The sequence below is a fragment of the Microvirga ossetica genome (genome assembly GCF_002741015.1).
Taxonomy (GTDB): domain Bacteria; phylum Pseudomonadota; class Alphaproteobacteria; order Rhizobiales; family Beijerinckiaceae; genus Microvirga; species Microvirga ossetica.
Window position 1 is genome coordinate 857027 of sequence record NZ_CP016616.1, and the last position, 21855, is coordinate 878881.

At 58.7% G+C, this 21855-nt stretch carries 23 protein-coding genes; 13 read left to right on the forward strand and 10 right to left on the reverse strand.

Annotated features, from left to right (window positions below; genetic code table 11):
• Positions 1–19: 19 nt before the first annotated feature.
• From BB934_RS03965 to BB934_RS03980, 4 genes are all read right to left on the reverse strand, one after another.
• Entirely contained in the window at positions 20–493 is a 474-nt protein-coding gene (locus BB934_RS03965; RefSeq protein ID WP_237050178.1) for an HD domain-containing protein, read from the reverse strand.
• Positions 494–619: 126 nt separating this feature from the next.
• Complete coding sequence (locus BB934_RS03970; RefSeq protein ID WP_099508463.1) at positions 620–961, reverse strand: cupin domain-containing protein; 342 nt, start codon at positions 959–961, stop codon at positions 620–622.
• Positions 962–1077: 116 nt separating this feature from the next.
• Positions 1078–1551, reverse strand: coding sequence for a cupin domain-containing protein (locus BB934_RS03975; protein ID WP_099508464.1), 474 nt, complete (start codon positions 1549–1551; stop codon positions 1078–1080).
• Between the two features lie 262 nt (positions 1552–1813).
• A complete protein-coding gene (locus tag BB934_RS03980; protein WP_157934022.1) occupies positions 1814–2911 on the reverse strand; it encodes a patatin-like phospholipase family protein in 1098 nt (365 codons plus the stop codon).
• A 734-nt stretch (positions 2912–3645) separates the two neighbouring features.
• On the opposite strand from BB934_RS03980, the gene BB934_RS03985 reads away from it, so the two are divergent.
• Both BB934_RS03985 and BB934_RS03990 read left to right on the forward strand, forming a co-directional pair.
• Positions 3646–3888, forward strand: coding sequence for a DUF6894 family protein (locus BB934_RS03985; protein WP_099508466.1), 243 nt, complete (start codon positions 3646–3648; stop codon positions 3886–3888).
• A 722-nt stretch (positions 3889–4610) separates the two neighbouring features.
• Positions 4611–5084, forward strand: coding sequence for a GNAT family N-acetyltransferase (locus BB934_RS03990; protein WP_099508467.1), 474 nt, complete (start codon positions 4611–4613; stop codon positions 5082–5084).
• Positions 5085–5161: 77 nt separating this feature from the next.
• Here BB934_RS03990 and recD2 read toward each other — a convergent pair whose 3' ends face one another.
• Positions 5162–7360 (reverse strand): SF1B family DNA helicase RecD2, encoded by a 2199-nt coding sequence (gene recD2, locus BB934_RS03995; RefSeq protein ID WP_099508468.1) that lies wholly within the window; start codon positions 7358–7360, stop codon positions 5162–5164.
• Between the two features lie 166 nt (positions 7361–7526).
• On the opposite strand from recD2, the gene BB934_RS04000 reads away from it, so the two are divergent.
• The 5 genes from BB934_RS04000 to BB934_RS04020 all read left to right on the forward strand — a co-directional run bounded on the left by BB934_RS04000 (position 7527) and on the right by BB934_RS04020 (position 11479).
• A complete protein-coding gene (locus BB934_RS04000; RefSeq protein WP_157934023.1) occupies positions 7527–7985 on the forward strand; it encodes a hypothetical protein in 459 nt (152 codons plus the stop codon).
• A 79-nt stretch (positions 7986–8064) separates the two neighbouring features.
• On the forward strand, positions 8065–8430 hold the full coding sequence (locus BB934_RS04005; RefSeq protein ID WP_173909417.1) for a GlsB/YeaQ/YmgE family stress response membrane protein: 366 nt from the start codon (positions 8065–8067) through the stop codon (positions 8428–8430).
• Positions 8431–8728: 298 nt separating this feature from the next.
• The gene (locus BB934_RS04010) at positions 8729–9571 is read left to right on the forward strand and encodes a hypothetical protein (protein ID WP_099508470.1); all 843 of its coding nucleotides are present in this window, start codon (positions 8729–8731) and stop codon (positions 9569–9571) included.
• A gap of 76 nt (positions 9572–9647) precedes the next feature.
• Positions 9648–10745, forward strand: a complete 1098-nt coding sequence (locus BB934_RS04015; RefSeq protein WP_099508471.1) for an NAD(P)H-dependent flavin oxidoreductase — start codon at positions 9648–9650, stop codon at positions 10743–10745.
• Between the two features lie 32 nt (positions 10746–10777).
• The gene (locus BB934_RS04020) at positions 10778–11479 is read left to right on the forward strand and encodes an NAD-dependent deacylase (RefSeq protein WP_099508472.1); all 702 of its coding nucleotides are present in this window, start codon (positions 10778–10780) and stop codon (positions 11477–11479) included.
• Between the two features lie 210 nt (positions 11480–11689).
• Here the strand turns inward: BB934_RS04020 and BB934_RS04025 are convergent, their stop codons facing one another.
• Positions 11690–11872, reverse strand: coding sequence for a hypothetical protein (locus BB934_RS04025; protein ID WP_099508473.1), 183 nt, complete (start codon positions 11870–11872; stop codon positions 11690–11692).
• Between the two features lie 226 nt (positions 11873–12098).
• On the reverse strand, positions 12099–13121 hold the full coding sequence (locus tag BB934_RS04030) for a hypothetical protein (protein ID WP_099508474.1): 1023 nt from the start codon (positions 13119–13121) through the stop codon (positions 12099–12101).
• Positions 13122–13332: 211 nt separating this feature from the next.
• Between BB934_RS04030 and BB934_RS04035 the strand changes: the two genes are divergently transcribed.
• The 4 genes from BB934_RS04035 (at position 13333) to BB934_RS04050 (ending at position 16401) form a co-directional block, all read left to right on the forward strand.
• Complete coding sequence (locus BB934_RS04035; protein WP_157934024.1) at positions 13333–14184, forward strand: hypothetical protein; 852 nt, start codon at positions 13333–13335, stop codon at positions 14182–14184.
• A gap of 351 nt (positions 14185–14535) precedes the next feature.
• A complete protein-coding gene (locus BB934_RS48960; RefSeq protein WP_237050179.1) occupies positions 14536–14655 on the forward strand; it encodes an excalibur calcium-binding domain-containing protein in 120 nt (39 codons plus the stop codon).
• Positions 14656–14790: 135 nt separating this feature from the next.
• Positions 14791–15339, forward strand: a complete 549-nt coding sequence (locus BB934_RS04045) for an HD domain-containing protein (RefSeq protein ID WP_099508477.1) — start codon at positions 14791–14793, stop codon at positions 15337–15339.
• Between the two features lie 468 nt (positions 15340–15807).
• Complete coding sequence (locus tag BB934_RS04050; RefSeq protein WP_099508478.1) at positions 15808–16401, forward strand: hypothetical protein; 594 nt, start codon at positions 15808–15810, stop codon at positions 16399–16401.
• A gap of 47 nt (positions 16402–16448) precedes the next feature.
• Here the strand turns inward: BB934_RS04050 and BB934_RS04055 are convergent, their stop codons facing one another.
• From BB934_RS04055 to istA, 3 genes are all read right to left on the reverse strand, one after another.
• Entirely contained in the window at positions 16449–16745 is a 297-nt protein-coding gene (locus BB934_RS04055; protein WP_099508479.1) for a hypothetical protein, read from the reverse strand.
• 410 nt (positions 16746–17155) lie between these two features.
• Positions 17156–17923 carry an IS21-like element helper ATPase IstB gene (gene istB, locus BB934_RS04060; RefSeq protein WP_099508287.1) on the reverse strand — a complete coding sequence of 256 codons (768 nt, stop codon included), beginning with the start codon at positions 17921–17923 and terminating at the stop codon, positions 17156–17158.
• The gene (gene istA / locus BB934_RS04065; RefSeq protein ID WP_157933989.1) at positions 17920–19407 is read right to left on the reverse strand and encodes an IS21 family transposase; all 1488 of its coding nucleotides are present in this window, start codon (positions 19405–19407) and stop codon (positions 17920–17922) included. The genes istB and istA overlap by 4 nt, the downstream gene beginning before the upstream one ends.
• A 668-nt stretch (positions 19408–20075) precedes the next feature.
• Here istA and BB934_RS04070 point away from each other — a divergent pair.
• The gene (locus BB934_RS04070; RefSeq protein ID WP_237050180.1) at positions 20076–20498 is read left to right on the forward strand and encodes a hypothetical protein; all 423 of its coding nucleotides are present in this window, start codon (positions 20076–20078) and stop codon (positions 20496–20498) included.
• A 2-nt stretch (positions 20499–20500) separates the two neighbouring features.
• Entirely contained in the window at positions 20501–21736 is a 1236-nt protein-coding gene (locus BB934_RS04075; protein ID WP_099508480.1) for a tyrosine-type recombinase/integrase, read from the forward strand.
• Positions 21737–21855: the final 119 nt, after the last annotated feature.

The following is a 21855-nucleotide window of genomic DNA, read 5'->3' on the forward strand; positions in this document are numbered from 1 at the left end:
TGTCGAATGAATTTCTCGGTTAGGACTTCGGCTTCACTGATTGTTCGGCATCGTCAGCAACCCGGTCGAATTCCTGCTCCAACTGGGCATTGATCCCTCGCAAGCCTACAATGACATCACGTGCCCATGAGACGTGGTTCAGCCTGCGCTTCACCGACCAATCTGGTCCGAGACCTGCGCTGATCGCCCTCACGTTGCTGATCTTGTCGGCGAGTTTGATGATCTTTGCCCGATCCGATTTCTTGGCCGCTTGCTCGACCTGCAAACGTTTGCGCTCCTCACCCGAAAGGCTCATGTCATCGGTGACTTCTTCAACGAGCCTCGCCACGTCCTCTCCGAACCCCTCGGCAATCATTTGACGTGGCACTTCCTGGTCCTCGATAGCATCATGCAGCAGCGCGGCAATCACGAGGTCCGGGTCCCGCCCCTCAGTGGCGTCGGCAACGAGTGCCGCAACCTCCAAGAGGTGATTGATGTAGGGTTCCTGCGCCACCCCTTTCTTCTTCTGATGAACATGCCAGGAAGCCGCCGCATGAGCGGCTTTGAGAACGCGAATTAGGTCTTCCATGCTTAGCCCTCGCAGAGGCAGCCAATGTAGGCTCTGTCACTGCAAACAGCCCTAAGACTGCTCACGCCCATGCACCTCGGCGGGAGGTGCCGTCGCTTCGACTGCCGTAAACTTCTCCAGAATGCGGTAGGTGTGCTCGGCCCCTGCGGGGACCACCCACGAATCTCCCGGCTCCAGCCGCACTGTCTGTCCCGCGATTTCCAGTTCGGCTCGTCCGGAGAGGACATAGCCAACCACCTCGTACTCATGCTTAGCCAAGGGCTTGTCCTGGGTCGGCTCCTCGTCACGCCAGAGCCGCATCGACATCCGCTTGCCCGAAGCGAGATAGACCTGACCCTGGTCGCCGGTCGGCGAATGGGCGCTGCTGACTTTCGTGACGGTCGTGTCGGTCATCACAGCATCTCCTGGATAGCGAGTACAAGCTCAGCAGGACAGCGCTCCTTATCAGGCGTCCGCCATCCGGTCGAAAGGTGGGTTACTGGCGCATCAACCGGTTCTGGCCTGTCACCCTAATTGTTTGGCCCCCTCGGAGGTCCCTCGACCCAGTTCACATCCCACGGGCTATCGACAGTGATGAAGAGTAGAGTTCCCTCGTCTGGCTTTGTCCATGCTTCATGGACCATCTTGCTCGGGACGTAGTTGAAGGACCCAGGTCCTAACTCCTCCCGCTTTCCGTCGTGGTCCATGATGAACGTGCCAGACACGACGGTGTGCGTCTCGTTGGCCGTGTGCCAGTGCTTTGGGACGTGAAAGTTCCGCGGCACCTTAATCATGAGCTTGGTTGCGCCGGTTATCTGATCGACATGCAAGATCGTGATCTCCGGGGAACCAGCCCCAAGCTCAGGGACGATCTTGTCCCACTTCATGTCCTGAAAGTTCAGGTAAATCGCATGATCAGAAGCGGTGCTGTGTGGTTGTCCCGTCTGAGCCGTTGCTGGGCTAAGGGCGGCGATCACGGCTACGGTGGGAAGGAGAATTCTCATGACAGCCTCCACCAAGTGTTGGCAGGCGATCTCTACGCGAACAAGAACATGCTCACGGCAAGGCTAAGCCCCGCAGAGACATCTTACCACACACTGGGCGCTTCTAATCTACACGCCGGTCTTGTTGACGTTCTGTGCAGCGACCCCGACGTTATCCCTGACCATGATGGCAGCGTGGGCTGCCTACCTTCGGATGACCCACGCCGTTGAGCCTTCCGATCACATTTCGATGACGCGCAACACCCAGCAAATAAGGGCGGGGTTAGTTTACCCGACCCGGCATATCACCGGATAACCATCGGTCCGCCGCCACACGCCCCGCCTCTCGCAACGTGAGCAGAAATTCCCAGTCCAAGTTCAGAGCACTTGATTGACTTAGCAATGGGTACTCGGTCTCAGCCGCGATGTGATGAAGACGAAGCTTCTGGAGCTTCCGGGACAGACCCGATGCTCCCGATTCAGCGGAGGACAGCTTCGTCATAGCCGCAAGGGCGTCCATATCCCGCATGAGCGAGCTATTGAAGGTGATCTGCTCCATTCGCTTCACGATCTCAGATGACGATGTCGGCATCTCTGCTCCAGCCGTGGGCATGATTTGCACGATCAGGGTCTCTGATGCTCGTGACGCGGAGACGAGCGGGATCAGTGGTGGATTGGCCGAATAACCGCCATCCCAGTACACCTCCCCGTCAACGGTGACCGCATGATGAATGACTGGGAGACATGCCGATGCCAGAACTGTGTCGAGCGTAACATCCTTCTCTCGGAAGACGTGTAGCGTTCCATCCCGCACACGAGTTGCGCCAATCAGCAGGCGCAGACTGGGTTTCGCTCGCAGGGCATCAAAGTCAATCTCGTCGGCCAATAACCTTTTAAGTGGGTTCACGTTGAAAGGGTTGAATTGGTAAGGGGACAGGACACGGGTCGCCACTGCAAGTGCCGTACCAGATTGGGCTCGTGGGGCAGCCTCGCTGGCCCGCTTCCAGAACTGTTCTAACCGGTTCCTTGCACCGCTTCGACCTCCCTCAGTGAGACCTGAGGCGAGAAGAACGGCGTTAACAGCGCCAGCACTTGCACCGCTCACAGCGTCAAGCGCGAGATCATCGTCGTCCAGCAGACGGTCGAGAACGCCCCACGTAAAGGCACCGAATGAACCTCCTCCTTGAAGGGCTAAGGAAAGTCGCCTTTTGGTGGTCTTGGACTTGATAGTGTGGGTGTGGATCGGGGCCAGTGAATGGGCCTCAATCGATTGATCCGGATGAGAGCCGGTAAAAACGTCATGGAGTGAAAGCTTCATCACATTTGAACTGTGCGGTGCAGCATGATGTTCCAGGGAGGCGTTGTGGCAATAAATCCTCACATGCGACACATTCGCTAAAATGCCATTTTGTTAGACGCTTTCTGCCCACTAAAGCACCGTTTCAGGGGCTGAGTTGTGTTCTTCGCCGGGTTCCATGCACCATCGGCATGATAGCCCGCAGACCCCCGGCGTCTGCTGCACCGCACCAATTTTCGTTAACGCATCGGAAACGCAAAAGTGCATGGCAATGCCTGGAGGCGAGGAAGGTTTGGGCTGTCGTGACCGGTTTTTCTGGGATCGTTCCTCCAGTGAATGGAAGGCACGACTTCACACTCAGTGAACGCCCTCCTTGTCGAAGCTCGCCAGCGTTTGTGACGCTTTGTCGGAATACGCTGAGGTGAAGAAGCTGCGAGAGGGCGCGGGCGAACCCGATGTCTGGGCCATGCCAGGGTCTGACGGAGGCTGGACAACAATGCACAGGACTCAGGTCCCGGCACATCGCAGCCATGGCTATACACTGGTGACGCTCGGTAAGCGCTGCATGAGAGGCTCGCGCCCGTGGGCATGGCGGGTCTCAAGAGGGTATCAAGAGGACACTTTCGAGCCGGTTCTGGCCCAGACAACCTTTCCTGGCATTGCCAGTCGCTCACGTAGCTGGTTGCGACCTCTGCCAGGACGCCCACACCTTCTCCAGATTCAGGCTCCAGGTTTAGGTGAACCGGTTGGCAAGCACGCCAAAGGACTCCAAATGAGGCATTGTGGAAGGCGCTTCGCGGCCTAGAATCCAAACAACAATGACCCGCTATTATTTCCATTTCCGCGATGCCGGTAGCCTCGACGAGGACCAGTATGGATTAGACCTGCCTGCTCTTGAGGACGCGCAGGCCGAAGCCCGCGAGATGGCCCAGGAACTGCGGAAGACTTGGGGCGACCTGCCGCTCGACGACTTGAACAACATGGCTATTGAGGTGACCGATCACACCGGCCAGACCGTGTTCATCGCGCCCTTCTCGGAAGCGGTCGGGCCGATGTGCTAACCGTTGCCACCAATTCGGCGTCGCCCGCTCGCCGACCATGCGCCATACTATGGTCAAGGTGGGAGGCCGCCATGATGAAGCGTCTCAAGTCCTATATTTCGTATGAGAATGAAGTGAGCCCGGTTGCCGCCCTGGCATTCGTGTTCTGCGGGGCGGTGCTGCTGGGGTTCATGTGATGCTCCCCACGGGCTGATTGCGCGATCCTGCGGGCAGGCGGTCTCGCCGTCTACACGCACATGATCATGTGCCGATGGTTAGAGAACACTGATCCGGTAGCTTCCGCATGCAACCAGGATAGAGCCCGGTAAGGCAATGGCCCAGCCATAATTTACCCTGGTGAGATTGATCTGCCGCGCACTCACGGATCAGGCGGATCACATCCGTCATGCGATAGGGCCTTGCTTGTTCCTGTTAAACATTCGGCAGCCACTTTTCCTTTCACCGCAGTCGTCATCGGCTCGCCCTCACAAATCGCCGCTATGGTCGCAGGCTTCTCCAGCGATAGAACAGCCGTGCGAGCGGCGAACGAGCTTTGGCTGTGCGGGCTGCCCGACTAGGTGATGAAGGGCATAATCTGCAACTGAAGTTCGCGGGATCGAGGCCGGATACGTCACCCGGCTCGCAGCACTTTCTGACCTGCACCGAGAGTCCTATACTGGGCCTCCTATCCCAAGTTCAACCTGGGCATTCCAATGCCAGCCCATTAGTGGGATGATGGCGTCATGAGCACGTCACATCCACCAGTGCTGGATGCCTCCGGTCGTCGCCTCACCATCGCTGATCGAGCGGACGAGGCTGCCATTCTCAGCTTGGCGCGTGCTTTCCATGCAGAAGATGGTCATCCCCTCAGCGACCAAGGCGAGCGTGCCCTCGGGCACCTTTTAACAGACCAGACCCACGGCCTCGTGTTCAAGATCGAGGCTCCTTCCGGTGTGATCGGCTATGCCGTGCTGTGTTTTGGCTACTCGGTCGAACTAGGCTGGCGTGACGTGTTTCTGGACGACTTCTACATCATTCCCTCCGAACGGGGCCACGGTCTCGGGCACTCCGTCATGGATGCGCTCATCGCCTTCGCACGGGAGGCGGGGTTCGCTGCCGTTCATCTTGAGGTCATGGCAGGAAATCGTGCCGAGGTCTTTTATCGACGCCTTGGCTTCCGAGACCGAGGCAGCGCCATTCTCACACTGCGATTATAGCATCGCTGGTTCGGTTCAGTTCGGTAGGACAGCGGAGACGCTTCTTTCACGAGGTTTGCTGTTACCCCGGTCCTCTCTCAAGTTGCCGACAACCACTCCCGCAGCTTCGTCCAGCGTCTCTTCATCTGCCCGCCCCTCACTGCTATTCCGACAGCCTTCTTCTGGCCCACCAGCACGACCAGCCGCTTGCCACGGGTGACACCCGTGTAGAGCAGGTTGCGAGCCAGCATCGTGAAGTGTTGCGTCACCACCGGAATGATGACGGCGGGATACTCAGACCCCTGTGACTTATGAATGGTCGTTGCATAGGCAGGGACGAGGGTGTCGAGTTCGCCAAAGGGATAGGACACCTCCCGCCCATCGAACGAGGCAATTAGTGCCCCTTCCTCATCGTCGATCCGCACCACCGTGCCGAGATCGCCGTTGAAGACCTCGCGGTCGTAGTCGTTCTGGGTTTCCATCACCCGGTCTCCCGGCGAGAAGCGCCAGCCGAACCGCTCCACCTTCGCGGGAGGATTGGGGTTGAGGACCTCCTGAAGCTGAATATTGAGGTTGCGGGCTCCCAGCACACCCCGGTTCATCGGGCAGAGCACTTGGATGTCCTTCATCGGATCGAGTCCGAACCGGCGTGGCATCCGCTCCTTGATCATCTGGATGATCTTGGGCACTCCTTCCTCAGGGTCGTTGATCTCGACAAAGAAGAAGTCGCTCTCCTCACCTGCTTTCGGCACCTCAGGCATCTGGCCTTTGTTGATCCGGTGGGCGTTTACCACGATCCGGCTTTCCGCCGCCTGACGAAAGACCTCGGTCAGACGAGCCACGGGGATGCGGCCCGAAGCGATGGTGTCGGCCAACACCTGCCCCGACCCGACTGAGGGCAACTGATCCACATCGCCGACCAGCAGCAGACCCGCATGAGAGGGAATGGCCTTTGTGAGCGCATTCATCAGCGGTACATCGACCATCGAGGTCTCGTCTATCACCAGCAAATCGCAGTCGAGCGGGTTTTCCTCAGTGCGTGAGAAGCCACCGTGCTTCGGGTCGATCTCCAGGAGCCGATGAATCGTCTTGGCTTCGATCCCGGTCTGCTCCGTCATGCGCTTGGCCGCCCGTCCTGTGGGAGCCGCCAGGGCCACCCGAACGCCCTTGGCGACGAGCAGGCGCAAGATCGTGTCGAGGAGGGTCGTCTTGCCAACGCCAGGACCGCCTGTCACCACTGCGACTTTGGAGCCGAGCACCAGCTTGAGAGCCTCCCGTTGCGAGGCAGCCAGGGTCTTGCCCGTGCGGCCCTCCACCCATGGGATAGCTCGCTCGATGTCGATTTCGGGCCAGGGCGCTGGGCCAGATGCCCGCTCGATCAGCCTTGAGGCAATTGCCTGCTCAGACAGATAGAGCCCCTTGAGAAACAAGCAGGTCTCGTCGCCGATGCTGTCCGAGACGACTTCTCCTTTCGCAAGTTCCTCGGCGATGGCCGTGCGGATCAGGGCTCCATCGACTTCGAGCAATTGCTCGGCCAATCGGGTCAGCGCCTCAACCGGCAAGGCGCAATGCCCCTCGTCGGTCGCGGTCTGAAGCGCAAACGAGATACCTGCTCTGATGCGCTGAGGTGCAGCTTTCTCCATGCCAAGCTTGGCCGCGATGGCATCGGCGGTCTTGAAGCCGATGCCGCGCACATCCTTCGCGAGACGGTACGGGTCTTCGGTCATGACCTGGATGGACTCATAGCCGTAGGTCTTGAAGATGCGCACCGCTCTGGCCGTGCCGACGCCATGCGCATGAAGGAAGATCATGATCTCCCGCACCGCCTTCTGCTCGGCCCAGCCGGATATGATGCGGGCAGCCCGCATAGGTCCAATGCCAGACACCTCGGTCAGGCGCTCGGGACTGGCCTCGATGATCTCGAAGGTGTCCACGCCGAAGGCTGCCACAATCCGCTTGGCCATGGCTGGCCCGATGCCGCGCATCTGGCCTGAGGCGAGGTACTTCTCGATGCCCTCCACGCCAGTCGGAGGTGTGGTCTTCAGCACTTCAGCCTTGAACTGGAGACCATGGGTACGGTCGCTGATCCACAGTCCGCTGGCGGTAATCCATTCCCCGGCAGAGACCGCAGGCGTATGACCAACAACTGTCACAAGGTCACGCTTGCCACGGGCATGGACCTTCAGGACAGCGAAGCCGTTCTCGGCATTGTGGAAGGTGACGCGCTCAACGGAGCCCGCGAGGGTCTCCAAGGCAGGTCGTTGATCAGCCTGTGCGGGTCGGAACATCTGGTTCATGGTGCCTGCCGGGAGGATTCCCCGCCTTTTCGAGTTTATCGTTGGATGGCACCGCTGACGAGGTGAGCCTCCTCTGCCCCTGTGCAACCCGTCCGAAGCTACCTGCACCGGCCTCGTGGCCGGTACCAGGAAGTTCGAAGCAGGCGGCGGAAGGCCATGCCATACCTTGACCAAACCCTATGTTCTATGTTTGTTCTTTTTGCGACGCCGAACGAGGGAGACCAGCCAGACTATGATTCGCACGGGATCGACCCAGAAGCTCATCGAGCCGGATGAGACCGAGCAATTGGTGAAGGACATGAAGCGGTTGCTCGCGAAAGCTGAGCAGCAGATCAGACGACTCCAAGAGAAGATCGCGGATCAAAAGCAGCAGATTCGCGTATCCCAGGCCCAGGCCAAGCACGAAGAAAATCTCGCTGCCGAGCGTGAGGACCTGAAGTTCGAGATTGCAGACCTGAAAGGTGAAATCAGGGAATTGATCCGTGCCAACCGGGAGCAGGTCGAGAAACTTGAGGCGCTCTTGGCCGAGAACGCGAGGTTAAAGGCTGACGCAAAGGTCCGGAGGCCGAACGGAATGACGGCGGGGGCAGACCTCCGGAGATTACTCCAGCCCTTGCTGTCCTGATAATCGAAGAAGCAGGCGGGTCTATCGCATCGCAGTCTCGCTCCTGGATAGTTTCTGAACGGCCATCCATATCGAAGGCATGGCGAAAACATCAAAGCGCAACCAAGGCAAGCCGCGCGGCCCGCGCAAAGCACCTGAGCCCACCGGCACTCGGCTGCCGTTCCGCATCAGCGTGGATCGGGAGGCACTTCATGCGCTGGATAAGCGAGCCATCGCTGTTCAGGTCGGCATTGGTATTGTAGCGGGCTGGCTGGCAAGCTGGCTCGTGGGTGGATCGGGTCTTCTTCAGTACGTGGTCACCGGGCTTGCAGGATCGCTCATCGGCGGCTTTCTCTTAGAGCGCTTCGGCATTGATCTCGGTTTTCGCAATCAGACCGCCAGCCGCATTGCCACTGCAACCATAGGGGCGATGATCGTCGTCCTTCTCGCCCGCATCATCGGCTGAGAGGCATTGCCACTTGCCAAAAGGGCGCACGACGGGCCAAGTCCAAGAAAGAAGTTCACCGACGCGGGTACCATTCCAATGACATCAGCCACAGCCTCCCGCGCTCACATCACCGAGCGCCCTCAGGCGGCTTGATTTCTGCGCAACCGGGCGGCTCCAGCGCCGCCCCTTTTCTTTCCCAGTCACAGGTGGATACAGTAAGGGGATAGACCGGGCTGAGTGACCGCAGCGGCGCAGAAATAAGGAGCCGCTGGGTCACTGTGGGATCGACACAATTGGAATAATTGCGAGCGTCACCATGACAGCGGAAACCCGCCTCGTTCCCGCTTGGCGGCTTCTGGATCGAGAGGGTCTTCATGCGCTCGTGAAGACACCAAGGCGCGGCCTACCCGAGGGCATCCTCCTGACTCCGAATCGAGCGCTGCACGAGATCAGCGCTGTCCCGTTAGTCATGGCCGCCCATCAGGTGATTGAACGGGCTATCGCACAAGGCGGCTTGCCTTTGACGGCCGCCGGTGCCCTGTCACGGGCCGAGACGCGAGCACTCTTTGATCTGATCGACTGGCCAGACTATCCCAAGAATGAGGTCCTTGCCGTCAATCGGGTGCTGAACGAAGCCGATGCCCTGCCAGTTCACGTCACCCGCATCGTGCTCCAAGTGGCGGGCCTGCTGCGCCGTCGTGGAAAGCTGCTGATCGCCACCAAAAAGGCTCAAGCCCTTCTGGACCCAAACGCATCCGCCAATCTCTTTGCGCTCTGGTTCGAGACGACCCTGTGGCGGGTCAGCCTTAGCTACTTTGATCGGGCTCCGGTCGAGCACTGGCCGCAGGATCATATCGGCATTGTGCTCTGGTGTTTGTCCGTGGCGGACAACAACTGGGCAGATGCCGACATGCACGCCCAGGTCTGCACGGTACGCGACGAGCGTCTCGACCGTACCGTCAGGGACTTTTCCGGGCACGCCATGAGGAGCCGCGTGCTCCGCCCGCTCACGTGGCTAGGGCTGATGGAGATGACGCGCCGAGATGATGAGGCCCAAACCGACTGGATGCGGCCCGCCGTATTCCGGAAGACCGCCGTCTTCGGTACGGTGGTCGGATTCAAGGTCAAAGTGCCAGTGCGGACGGGAGCGGTTCACTGAAAGCGAGTGGCCCCTCTCCACCTGAGAGCCACGGCGCTATAAGGATGGGAACAGTTTTAACAACGAGGAACAAATCATGTGGCTGGATCATCGCATTCAGGACCTCTTCCAGATTGAGTTGCCGATCATCCAGGCTCCCATGGCCGGTTCGGTCGGGTCCGAGATGGTGATCGCCGTTGCCGAGGCAGGAGGATTGGGCTCCCTGCCCTGCGCGATGCTCAATCCGGAGCAGATGCGAGCCGAAATCGGGATTATTCGCCAAAGGACTTCTCAACCCATCAACCTCAACTTCTTCTGCCACCAGCCACCACAAGCTGACCCAACGCGAGAGAATGCCTGGAAGCAGCGACTGGAGAGCGACTACCTCGAACTCGGACTTGATCCACAAGCTCCCGTTCCTGCTGCGGCCCGTTCTCCCTTCGACAGCACCATGTGTGACCTCGTGGAGGAGTTCAAGCCTCAGGTCGTCAGCTTCCATTTCGGCTTGCCCGAGCGATCTCTCCTCGACCGAGTAAGAGCGACCGGCGCTAAGATCATCTCGTCGGCCACCACAGTGCATGAGGCGCGGTGGCTGGAGGATCAGGGGTGCGATGCGATCATTGCTCAAGGTTACGAAGCGGGTGGGCACCGTGGAGTTTTCCTGACCGACGAAATTTCTACCCAGGCAGGCACTATGGCGTTGGTGCCGCAGGTCGTGGATGCCGTGAAGGTGCCCGTGATCGCCGCTGGTGGCATTGCCGATGCGCGCGGCATTGTTGCGGCTTTCGCCCTTGGAGCCTCTGCGGTCCAGATTGGAACGGCTTACCTGTTCTGCCCTGAAGCCATGGTCAGCTTGCTCCATCGTGACGCCCTCAAGAGAGCGAAGGACAACGACATGGTTCTCACGAACGTATTCACCGGTCGGCCCGCACGTGGGATCGTCAACCGAATTGTTCGAGAGGTTGGTCCCATGTCAGACCTCGCACCAGAGTTTCCCCTTGCGGCTGGAGCGTTAGTCCCGCTGCGGGCCAAAGCGGAAGCCGCAGGATCAGGAGACTTCTCCCCCTTGTGGTCGGGACAGGCTGCGGCCCTTGGCCGAGAGATTCCCGCTGGCGACCTAACACGGCAGCTTGGAGCGGAGGCGCTTGCCCCTCTGTCCCGGTTAGCCCCCGCTAAATCGCCACGGCCAGCTTGAGATTGGATCGGAATCAGGCAACTAATCCGCTGATGAACATCTTTGTACTCACCGGGGCGGGCGTATCCGCCGAGAGCGGCTTGGGGACTTTCCGGGATAAGGACGGCCTCTGGACCCGCTTTGATCCGATGAAGCTCGCCACACCGGAGGCATTCGCCCAAAATCCAGATGAAGTGCATGCCTTCTACAACATGCGTCGTCAGAACCTCCTTGCGGCAGAGCCCAATGCCGCTCACCGAGCGCTTGCACACATGGAGACCGCTTTAGCAGAGCGTGGTGGCAGTCTCTTTCTGTGTACGCAGAACATTGATGATCTGCACGAGCGGGCCGGATCACAGCGGGTCGCCCACATGCACGGCGAACTGCTTAAAGCCCGATGCACGGCCTGCGGCGAAACGATGCCGTGGCTGAAGGACTTAAGCGTCGAGGTCCCCTGCCCGTCCTGCCGTCGTTCTGGAGGATTGAGACCTCACGTGGTCTGGTTCGGCGAGATGCCGCTGGAGATGGACGCGCTTTATGATGCGTTGCTTGCCGCCGACCTGTTCGTTGCCATCGGCACGTCAGGCTCGGTCTACCCGGCTGCGGGATTCGTCACGGAGGCCCAAGGGCATGGCATCCGCACCTGCGAGATCAATCTGGACCCCTCGGATAACGCCCGACAGTTCGATGACGCTAGGTACGGACCGGCAAGCGCGACCGTCCCGACTTGGGTCGAGCAGGTGCTCACGACGTGACGCATGCCGTCGTGAGCACGGGATACGGAGCCTCAAAACCCATATCGCCGATCTTGAGCACTCCCAGAACCAATACGATTCCAAGGGGCTCGGATCACTAACTTGGAGACTGCCAGCCGTCCACCTCAGACCTCCCGTCGATGATGCTAAAGCTCACGGTCATTCAGCGTAGGATGGTGTGAAATGACCATCCTCAGCGAGGCTTTTGATCTAACCGGGATGGTTGGCGCAGCGGCACTTCTTGAAGTGACGGACGGCCCGCTCGAAAGCGCGCCGCCCGGTATTCGGTAAGCCATTGCCGATGATCTTTCCCGCCAGCGCTGCGCCGTTCATCACCAGGATGGAACCGGACGACAGAACGACCTGCACGAGAGCGGCATGAAACCTCGTCATGGTTATGCCCTCTGCGCTTCTATTATGCGCTCATTTCCCGGAAAACGTGAGCCGTTATCGAGTCGTACTTTGTCGAGACCCTTACCGCCTCCTTCTCCCGCATACTAATGACCTCATCTGACGGAATAAGCCTTGACTTTGTCCGCCCCACTCTGGGGCCGAAGGAGGTTCAGGTGACTAAGCCTCACGCGTGGGAATGTTCACAGTAGCGAAGATAACAGGTCGATCACTTGAACCTTGGGATAGCGAGCAAGGCCGGTTCATTCTTGATGAAAAATTCGTACAGACGGCGGGCGGCTCCAAACACCTTATCAAGATGCTCTATTTGCCTTTCAACTCCCAGAAGAGGATCAACTGGCGGAACTCGAACCTGGATGCCCTGCCAGGACTTACCCTCATAACCGATCCTCATTTCAGGCTCAATGATCGTGGATACGACTGGGACGAAGTCGCTGTACCTCACGTTCTTTATGAAAAGGGACACGTGAGTTGAGCCCGAATGTGCGATTTGCACGTACTTACGTCTGATCTCCCGCTTGTTGTTCCGCAGTTGGTTCTCATAAAAAGCAGGCCAGACGTTGATACGAGCACCTTGCTGCGGATTGGCAAAGATCGGCACATCTGGATGGAAAAATCGCTGAAAAACAGTTAAATCCTTCCAGAACTGAACCGCTGTCGGCTCCGGTTTATTCCACGCATTCTCGCGCTCTGCGGCCTCAAAGAGAGTTCTCGCGTCCTCCGAGGAACCACCGTCCCTCTGGAGCGCTCCTGCAATTTCCTCGAAGGTAATAATCGCATCCCATCCGCCATCCCGGAAGTCATTCAGTGGATAGGCATTATTCAGGTAGTATTGCGGGGCGACCAGAATACACTTGAACTCCTGCCAGGACCCGATTTCCCGCCGGTATCTAGCGCGGGCCTGATATCGCGGCCCTTGATTATCGGCCTGCGGAGCGTCCACCTTGTCCTCAAGGAGAAGACCGACGCGAACCTCGCCGCGATCTCGGAACCTTACGGTGGCGATCACTTCGACATCAGTCTCGCCGAATGCGAGTGGGTCACCCGAAGCCACACTGTGATCTCTATACTGATGCAGAGAGACGCTTTCGATTGAAAGGAGTGTGCATTTTGGGAAGGCCCTACCGAAGAACCAATGCGCCAGGGTGGTCGGAGATGACAAATGGCGTTGAAGGATTGCGTCAACCCGATCTTCCGTAATTCTCTTATAGTTGTCAGGTATCTCAGCCATCGCTCGTGCTCCCCTCATAGGCAGAGCAAAGCAGAATCCAATCGTCGGTCAAGTCCGTCTCTTCGAACGGGAACTCTGCCTTCCCTGAATAGCCGAGCCGAGAAACGGCGGGCCTCGTTTGTATGCGACCTCATTATTATGGTAGCTAGACTTAGCTGGGGTCTGTTGATCCTAGAAGTCATAACCATGCTTCCGGTAAAAGCCTTTCTACATGTCAGACCCCGAACTCAGTTCTGCTTCAGGTGTGCGTAGCCGCCTCGAAGCCACCATCCTTCCGGGCCTTCCTCTTGATGTGATCTGGGCAGCTTATGGAGCGGCTCCTGGCAATGAGATCGAGAGCGGCAAGTTCTTCAGTGAAGAATCATCGTCCGCACTTGTGGCTAATGCCTTCGGTCCATTCCTTCATAGACCCGGCGACCTCCCTCCCCTCCCAGGTACAGAGAATCATCACTGGCCTGCAACACGGATGCGTCCGGAGGTTGTTTTGCGCTTCCCCTGGAGCGGCGGACGCCATCCCTGCCTCGACCTCCTGGTAGAGACCAGCGACACCTTGATAGGCGTCGAGTCGAAACGTTACGAACCATACCGCCCGAAGACCCCTACTGCGCTATCAGAGGCGTATTGGCGTCCGGTATGGGGCGACTCCATGAAGGGCTACGAAGGTATTCGGGATAGCCTGCGGGATGGCTCCCTGAGCTTCCGTCACTTGGATGCCGCGCAACTCGTAAAACATGCCTTTGGCTTACGCACCGCTGGGCATCGCGCTCCCGAGTACACGGACAAAAGGCCAGTCCTGCTCTCTCTTTTTGCCGAGCCTGACACTTGGCCAAGTGGCCGTGCCGTCTCGCGGACCCAAATCAACGCACACCGAGATGAGGTTCGCCACTTCGCAGATCGGGTGGCGGGTGATGAAGTTGCCTTTGTCTGGTGCAGCTATTCTGATGTGCTAAAGGCTTGGAGCCGCTCCGGAGACGAGCGGCTTATCTCGCACGCAGCAGCCATCGTCGAGCGCTTCCGGCTTCCGGTCGATTATAACTCTATTTTGGCACAGGAAGATGGATGAAGCTCTCACGTAGCTGTTGCTTGTACGTCCTGCTGCCTATCGCTGCACTCGATCCGTGGAAGGCAGATGAAGTCTAAGCCAAAGGGGTGGCACGTTTACACTGGTCGCGCTCCCGCGATAGAAGTGCAGAAGCTCAAGCGTCGCTTCCAGGCTGTCTCGGATCGGAGCTTCAGCCGCCGAGGTGCTCGCAAATTCAAACGCCGCTCATGGGATCGTATCATCGTCATAGCCGGGTTAGCCGCCGTCGCGACTTATATCCTCTACACGTGGGCCTGGAGGTCTAACCTTTGGCCATCCGAGCAAGTGCGGCTCCAAGCTGCCTACATCACCGACTGCACTTCGGCTCGTCGGATGGGCATAGCACCTCTGTACAAGGGTTTTCCAGGGTACAGGGCGAGCCTGGACCGGGACGGTGACGGGATCGCCTGTGAACCATACCTGTTTGAGGACCGAGCACGTGGGACACATTGAGGCGAAAAGTTAAACCCGAACCCAACTTGTAGTCTGGAGGGCAGGATATATCCCTGTGTTCAACCATCCGCCTGCCGACAGGAAAAGCAATTCCACCCTTCTTCACCCACATCCCCAGACACAAGGAATATCGATATGAAAGAATGGATCACCGTCCTGAAGGCTGCTGATGCTGCCGCCCGTTGGCACGTGCATCAGAAACGCAAAGGAGTGGCTCAGGAGCCCTACATCAACCACCTACTGGAAGTAGCGATGCTGGTTGGCGATGCGACTGACGGCAAAGACACGAACCTCGTTGTTGCTGCGCTTCTCCACGACGCCATCGAGGATCAGGAGGTGCCACGTGAGATGATTGCGGAGGCTTTTGGAGAGGATGTGGCTTCCCTGATCGAGGAGGTCACTGACGACAAATCTCTGGAGAAGCAGGAGCGGAAGCGCTTACAGGTCGCACATGCGTCCAAGAAGTCTAATCGGGCAAGGGTCATCAAGCTCGCCGACAAGACCAGCAATCTTAGGACGATCAGCACCAGTCCGTCGCCCGAATGGTCGGTGAAGCGCAGACTCGAATATGTGGCCTGGGCGCGTGAGGTTGTGGTGGGGCTAAGAGGCGTGAACGACCGCCTGGAGGCTGAGTTCGACCGAGCCGCTGCTGCTGCCGAGCAATCGGTCACACCGAAACTCTGATAGGTCAGACTACCATGCTCCCGATTCGTGGTTCCGTTCCTGGTATTGATATCGGTTGCTCACCCATGCGGAAATCGAGTGCCGTTTGTCGCCTGGACTGGGACGAAACCATTGTGAAATGGTCCATCGAACGCTTTAGAGCGGTCGAAACTGAGCGCGCTCAGACAATCGGGAGAGTGGCAGGCAATGTTCCCTTGTTCGCTGCTGCTTTCGACGGTCCGCTCAGGCAGGGTCTGGATATGATCGGTCGCTACCGGACCACTGAACGGATGCTCACCCGTCGATTGCAGCCCCTCATCGGGAAGCCAGCCCAGTCCGTCACAGTCATGCTGCCTCAATCCTCCCTGATCGGGTTGCAGCCAAGGTCTTTGCATAGGTTAAGGCATCCTGGAACGGCGCTCGCAGCCTTGGCGTTACAAGGGGTGCAGGTTGCCGACACACCTGCTTTGAATGTTCGGGAGGGCTCAGATGGTGAACGCATCCGGTGTCAGCAGCCAATCCACTCCTGACCGAGAGGAGCATAAGTCTGCGGAGTGTCCTCCCGATAACAAGCTGCCTGAGAACTCGCAGGAGAACCTCGATGCACGGCTCGACCATGCCATCGAGGAGACCTTCCCGACGAGCGATCCGATCTCTGTCACCATCACCAAAGGCCCTGAGCCTCATCAGGAAGCCAATTCCTCATTGGCGGATGACCAGCAGAGCCGAGCAGAACAGGGCTCAATCGAGCACGTTCTGGATCAGGTGCGGGAGGCGCTCAACGATGTCGCCGGGAATGCCACCGAAGCAGCCGGAAATGTGTACAGCCAGGGCGAGCGCTACGCCCGACAGGCACGAGAACAGTACCCGGAGGCAGAGCGGTACATTCGCGAGGGCCAGCAAGCCGTAACCCACCGGGTGACAGAGAGCCCGTTGCTCGCGCTATTTGTGGCAGGAGCCATTGGGTACGCGCTGGCGTGGTTGATCCATGGTCAGCGGCGCGGACCAGACGAACACGTCCCGGATTATGGCCGAACCAACCGGGGCTATGCTCCCCAACGGGATGAGCAACGCAGGCACTAACCACGAGACGGTCTCGCCTCATTCAGAACTGCTCCGATCCCGACATCTCAGTGCCGAGAACCGCCCAGGCTCTGGATGATTGACGCCATGGTGATCTGCTGATGCAGATCAGCCAGACGCTGGACGAGCGGCCCCCGCGCCTCGGCATGGTAAGCGTCAAGCTGCTCGACGAAGCGCGCTCTGATCGCGTCAGGGCCAGACCAGCCCTTGAGGCACTCTCGGTTACTCTCGTAGCAGGCTTCGACTTCGGACAGCACAGCCAGCACCCGCTGTATCTCTACGGTCAGAACACTACGATCAGGCTGGGACAGGGCGGCTGGTTCGTAGATCGGGGCTCGTGACATGGTAAGCCTCCCTCATTCTTGTTCTTGGGAGCATTTTACACCAAGCGCAGTATCACGAACACCAGATTGCCTTGCATCGCACCACAGCATGATCAGCCACACGCCACCACATATCCTCGTGCGGGGACGCTACCAAGCCTCTGAGGCGAGCCGAGTTGCGGCCTCATGGCTGAGCCTTACGTCTCAGAGGCATAGCCATAGAGGCAACTTCGCGGGATATCCTCTGACAGTTTGTGCTAAATGCGCCAAAAAGGTACCCATTCCTTGACCACCTGATATGGCTGTCAACGGCGGTTCAAAAGTCGACCACGGGGCGGCGCAAAACTGGGCCAGTGGCGGGCGCGCTGACCACATAGCTGGCGCGTGCCATGGCGCATTGGCCCCCTGGGCCAATTGTCATCGGGTTGATTTCAGGACGATGTTTGCCGTTTGCGCGATCGGCTATGAGCAAGACGGTAGCTCTCGCCGTTCATCTCGAGGATGCTGACATGGTGGGTCAGTCGGTCGAGAAGTGCGCCCGTAAGGCGTTCTGAGCCAAGGGTCTCGGTCCATTCGTCAAAGGGCAGATTGCTGGTTATGAGGGTGGCGCCGCGTTCGTAGCGTCGCGAGATCAGCTCGAACAGCAGCTCCGCCCCGGTCTTCGAGAGGGGCACGAAGCCCAGTTCGTCGATGATCAGCAGCTTGTATCCGGCCATCTGCCTCTGGAGACGAAGCAGGCGGCGCTCGTCACGGGCCTCCATCATCTCGCTGACCAGGGCAGAGGCTGTGGTGAAGCCGACGGACAGTCCCCTTTGGCAGGCGGCCAGCCCGAGCCCCAGGGCGATATGGGTCTTGCCGGTGCCGGAGGGGCCGAGGGCAATGACATTCTCGCGCCGCTCGATCCACTCGCCACGCGCCAGCTCTAGGACCTGCATCTTGTTCAGTCTCGGGATGGCGGCGAAGTCGAAGCTGTCGAGGCTTTTGACGGCCGGGAACTTCGCGGTCTTGATGCGCCGCTCGACCATCCGCCGCTCGCGGTCGATCAGCTCCATCTCCACGAGCCGGGCCAAGAAGCGGACATGGTCAAGCCCCTCGGTGGCGCATTGGCGGGCCAGCTTCTGGTGCTCGCGCAGGAATGTGGGCAGTTTGAGCGCCTTGAGGTGGTGGGCGAGCAAAATCTCGGGAGCTTCAGCGCTCATGCGGCATCCTCCGAGATCAGGCACATATAGGCCGCCGCCGATGTCTTCTCGACCCTGGCTTTCGGCAGATAGGGGTAAACATCGAGGTCCAGCCGCGGCGGTCTGCGCTCCACCCGGCACAGGACCAGATGCTTGACCGCATCGAAGCCGATCGCCCCCATCTGCAGGGCCTGCTTCACCGCAGCATGGAGATCCGGGAGATTGAAGAGTTCCAGCAGCCGCAGCACCTGCACATATTCGCGCCGGCCCTGCTTGTTCATGCGGACTTCCATCAAGCCGCGCAAGGTCGCGAACTCCTCGGGCAGGTCCCATCCCTGCAAAGGAGCGGCCTGATCGAGTGCGTTGATCTTGTTCTCGATCAACGGGAGGTAATGTAGCGGATTAAAGATCACCTCTTCCCGCTCGTAGCTGCGGGGATGGCGCGCAATGACCTCGCTGCGGCAGCCGATCACCACCTCGTCGACATAGCCCCGGATCCAGACATCCTGATGGCCCCAGGCCACGGGCACCGAGTAGTCGTTGGTCTTGTAGCGCACGAGCGACTGCGATGAGACGCGCCCGCTGGCCTGATCGCAGGCCTCAAATGGCGAGGCCGGCAGGGGACGCATGGCCGCGGTATCCCGCTGCAGGCGCTGGCCGATCGTCTCGGCCGGCCCCCGCAGCTTGTCATCCTGCCGCTTGCGGCATTGCCCCTCCAGCCAGGTGTTGAAGGTCTCCCAGCTCGGGAAGTTCGGGATTGGCACCATGAAGTTGCGACGGGAATAACCGACGAGGCCCTCCACATTCCCTTTGTCGTTCCCCTTGCCCGGACGACCGTAGCGATCCCGGATCACGTAGTGCGACAGGAAACCACTGAACAACGCCGCCCGCTTGCGCGTCCCGTCCGGCAGGATCTTTGCCACCAGGCAGCGGTCATTGTCATAGAGCACCGACTGCGGCACCGCACCGAAGAAGGCAAAGGCCTGGATGTGGCCGTCCACCCAGGCCTCAGACACAGCCGCGGGATAGGCCCGGACGAAACACGCATCGCTGTGCGGAAGATCAAGCACGAAGAAATGCGCTTTCTGCTCCACCCCGCCGATCACGACCACCGCCTCCCCGAAGTCGGCCTGCGCATGGCCGGGTGGGTGCGACAGCGGCACAAACATCTCCTGGCATCGCCGCTCGCGCTCGCGGATGTAGTCTTTGATCGTCGTATAGCCGCCGGTGAACCCATGCTCCTCCCGGAGCCGGTCAAACACCCGCTTCGCCGTATGGCGTTGCTTGCGGTGAACCGACCGATCGCCCTCCAGCCAGGCATCGATGATCGGGACGAACGTTTCCAGCTTCGGGCGCCGGACAGGAGCATGACGCCGATAGCCGGGCGGCTCCGCATAGGCCATCATCTTGCGAACGCTGTCGCGCGATATGTTGAAATGCTTCGCCGCCTCGCGCTGGCTCATGCCTTCAGAGCACGCCAGCCGAACCTTCCGGTAAAGTTCCACGGTGAAAATCCCCCAGCCCTCCCTGCAACCGGCAGAAAGGGAATAGGTGGACGACTTTTGCGCCGCCCGCAGCGGGTCTATCCCGCCGCTACCGTGGTCAAATTTTGCACCGCCGTTCTCACCGCTTGCCACAGTCGAAGTGCAGGTTGGGCCATAGGACGAAACCCTGTCCGCAGCCACATTGAGAGAACCTCTGTCCGCTCTCGCGTTCGTCTCTTCGCGTACCGGATGACACCCGCGATGTAGAATTTCGCGTCTACGATCTTGCCCAGGCGCTCTTCCTGAGGAGTTCATCGAAGCCACCGGACATTCCTTCAAAATTATTTTGGAGCATGTCGCCGAGGCGGTGTCGATGAGCACAAGCCGAAGCCTGTCGGTCGGCCCAAAGACGTGAAGACGGTAGCGGAGAAGCAGGCTCAAGTCGCCAAAGCCACGATCCGCAGCAGATTGAGCAAGAGGAAGGCCCGAGAAGCTATCCGAAAAGAAGAGCGTGAAGCCGGGATCATAAGGAAGCGTGGGCGACCGGCGAAAATTGTCCAGACGGGTATCCATCATCCCGGTAGCTCTTGCTGAAATATCTCGCTCGCGGTTCTGCTGCCCTCCGCTGGAGGGGCAATGTTGAAGTCCCTGCCCCACCTCCCGGATCGTCCGTTCAAACCGACTTTTGCTTGCTCGGCAACATCTCCAACATGTCGGGTTTGACAGGATGTCGCATCAAAATTTCAATTTTGCTTTTTCGGAGGGTGAACCCGTACCTTCACTTCATGCCGGAATTTTCCCGGCCACTGAAAGGTATTGTTGAAGTGATTACGACTGCTCATTCCCCCAAACACCCGCTCCCGCCCGGATGCCTGCCGCGCGGCCTGTCCGAGGAACAAGCTGCATATTACATCGGCGTGAAATCTATTGAGACGTTTCGTAAGATGATCTGCGATGGTGAGATGCCTCAGCCTCGCAAAGCTCGTGGCCGCAATAGTTGGGATATTCGCGACCTCGACGACTATTACGACCGCCTCCCCTATCGTGAAGAAACGAATGGCCTCATCTCCATCTCCACGACGACAGTCACTCACGACAACATGTGGGACTGACCATGCCGAGAGCAAAAACCAAGGCCCAACAGAAAACGCTCGATACAGCCAAGAAAGCGCTATCGAGCTTCATGTACTGTTATCCGGAACTGTCCCGCCATGGGAAACTCACGGTGTTCTACTGGCGGGGGAAAGGCACCAAACGGGTTCGAATTAGAGATGAGATCGGCACGAAGGGATTCTCGGAGGTCTACTGGGCTATCCACGAGAACCGGCCTCTTCCAGAATCTGCTTTAACAACAATTATTGCGCCGCAGCCTGCACGGAAATCAATTGCAGAAAAGCCTACTCTTGGGTGGCTCATAAACCAGTATACGCACTCAACCAACCCACAATGGCGGAAGCTTAAGGAGAGCACGAAGAAATCGCGTAACAATATCCTAAATCTCATTCGAGCCCAGTCGCACCCATCTATCGACGGCTACACATTTGCCGACTGGCCGCTCGATAAGTTTTCTCCGAAGTGGGTGAAATATCTTCGCGACAGTCGCATCCGCTGGGAGGTCACTATTGAAGAGGGCGAGGAAGTTGAGGTGATGTCGAACACCGAGAGTGCGAACTCGTGGCTGAAGGTATTGCGAGCGCTGTTCAAGTGGGCCGTGAACCACTCCGGGTTGGACATTCATGTTAATCCTACGCTGGGCATCTCTGCGTATCCGGGAAATTCTGATGGATTTTACTGCTGGTCGCCAGAAGATGTGGAAAAATTCCGCAACACGTATCCTATTGGTACAAAGGAACGTCTTGCTATGGAGTTGCTCATCCGGACCCTCCAACGCAGGGGAGATATCGTCCGATTGGGTCGCCAGTGGCTCACGAAGGATAGCCAAGGTCGTTCAATCTTCAAATTTCGGCAGGAAAAGAATGGAGGTACCGCTAAAGCCGTTACGGCCTACGTCCCGTTCTTCGATGACTTACAACAGATCGTTGAGGCAACCTCAAGCGCAGGCGAGATGGTGTTCTTGGTATCTGAACGGGGCACCCCATGGGTGAAGGAGAGCTTCACGAACTGGTTCCGGGATGTATGCGACCATGCGGGACTACCGCAGTGCTCGGCTCATGGCCTCCGCAAGGCGGGGATCGTTGAACTCATTCGGCAGAACTATCCTAAGCGGCAGATCATGGCGATCAGCGGCCACACTACCGAGAAGCAGTTTGACCACTACGCTCGTTCCTACATGCGGCAGCATGCTATGGAGCAGATGCTGGACGACTATAATGCTCGACAGGTTGCGTAACCATTGAAGCCGGTACGAAAATGCCGCCCCGTTGGGCGGCTTTTTCGTATCCCAAGGGTGAACAGATCGTGTGCGATCTTTCGCACCTTGTGTTTCGCACCTCCGCAGATGCTCGGCAG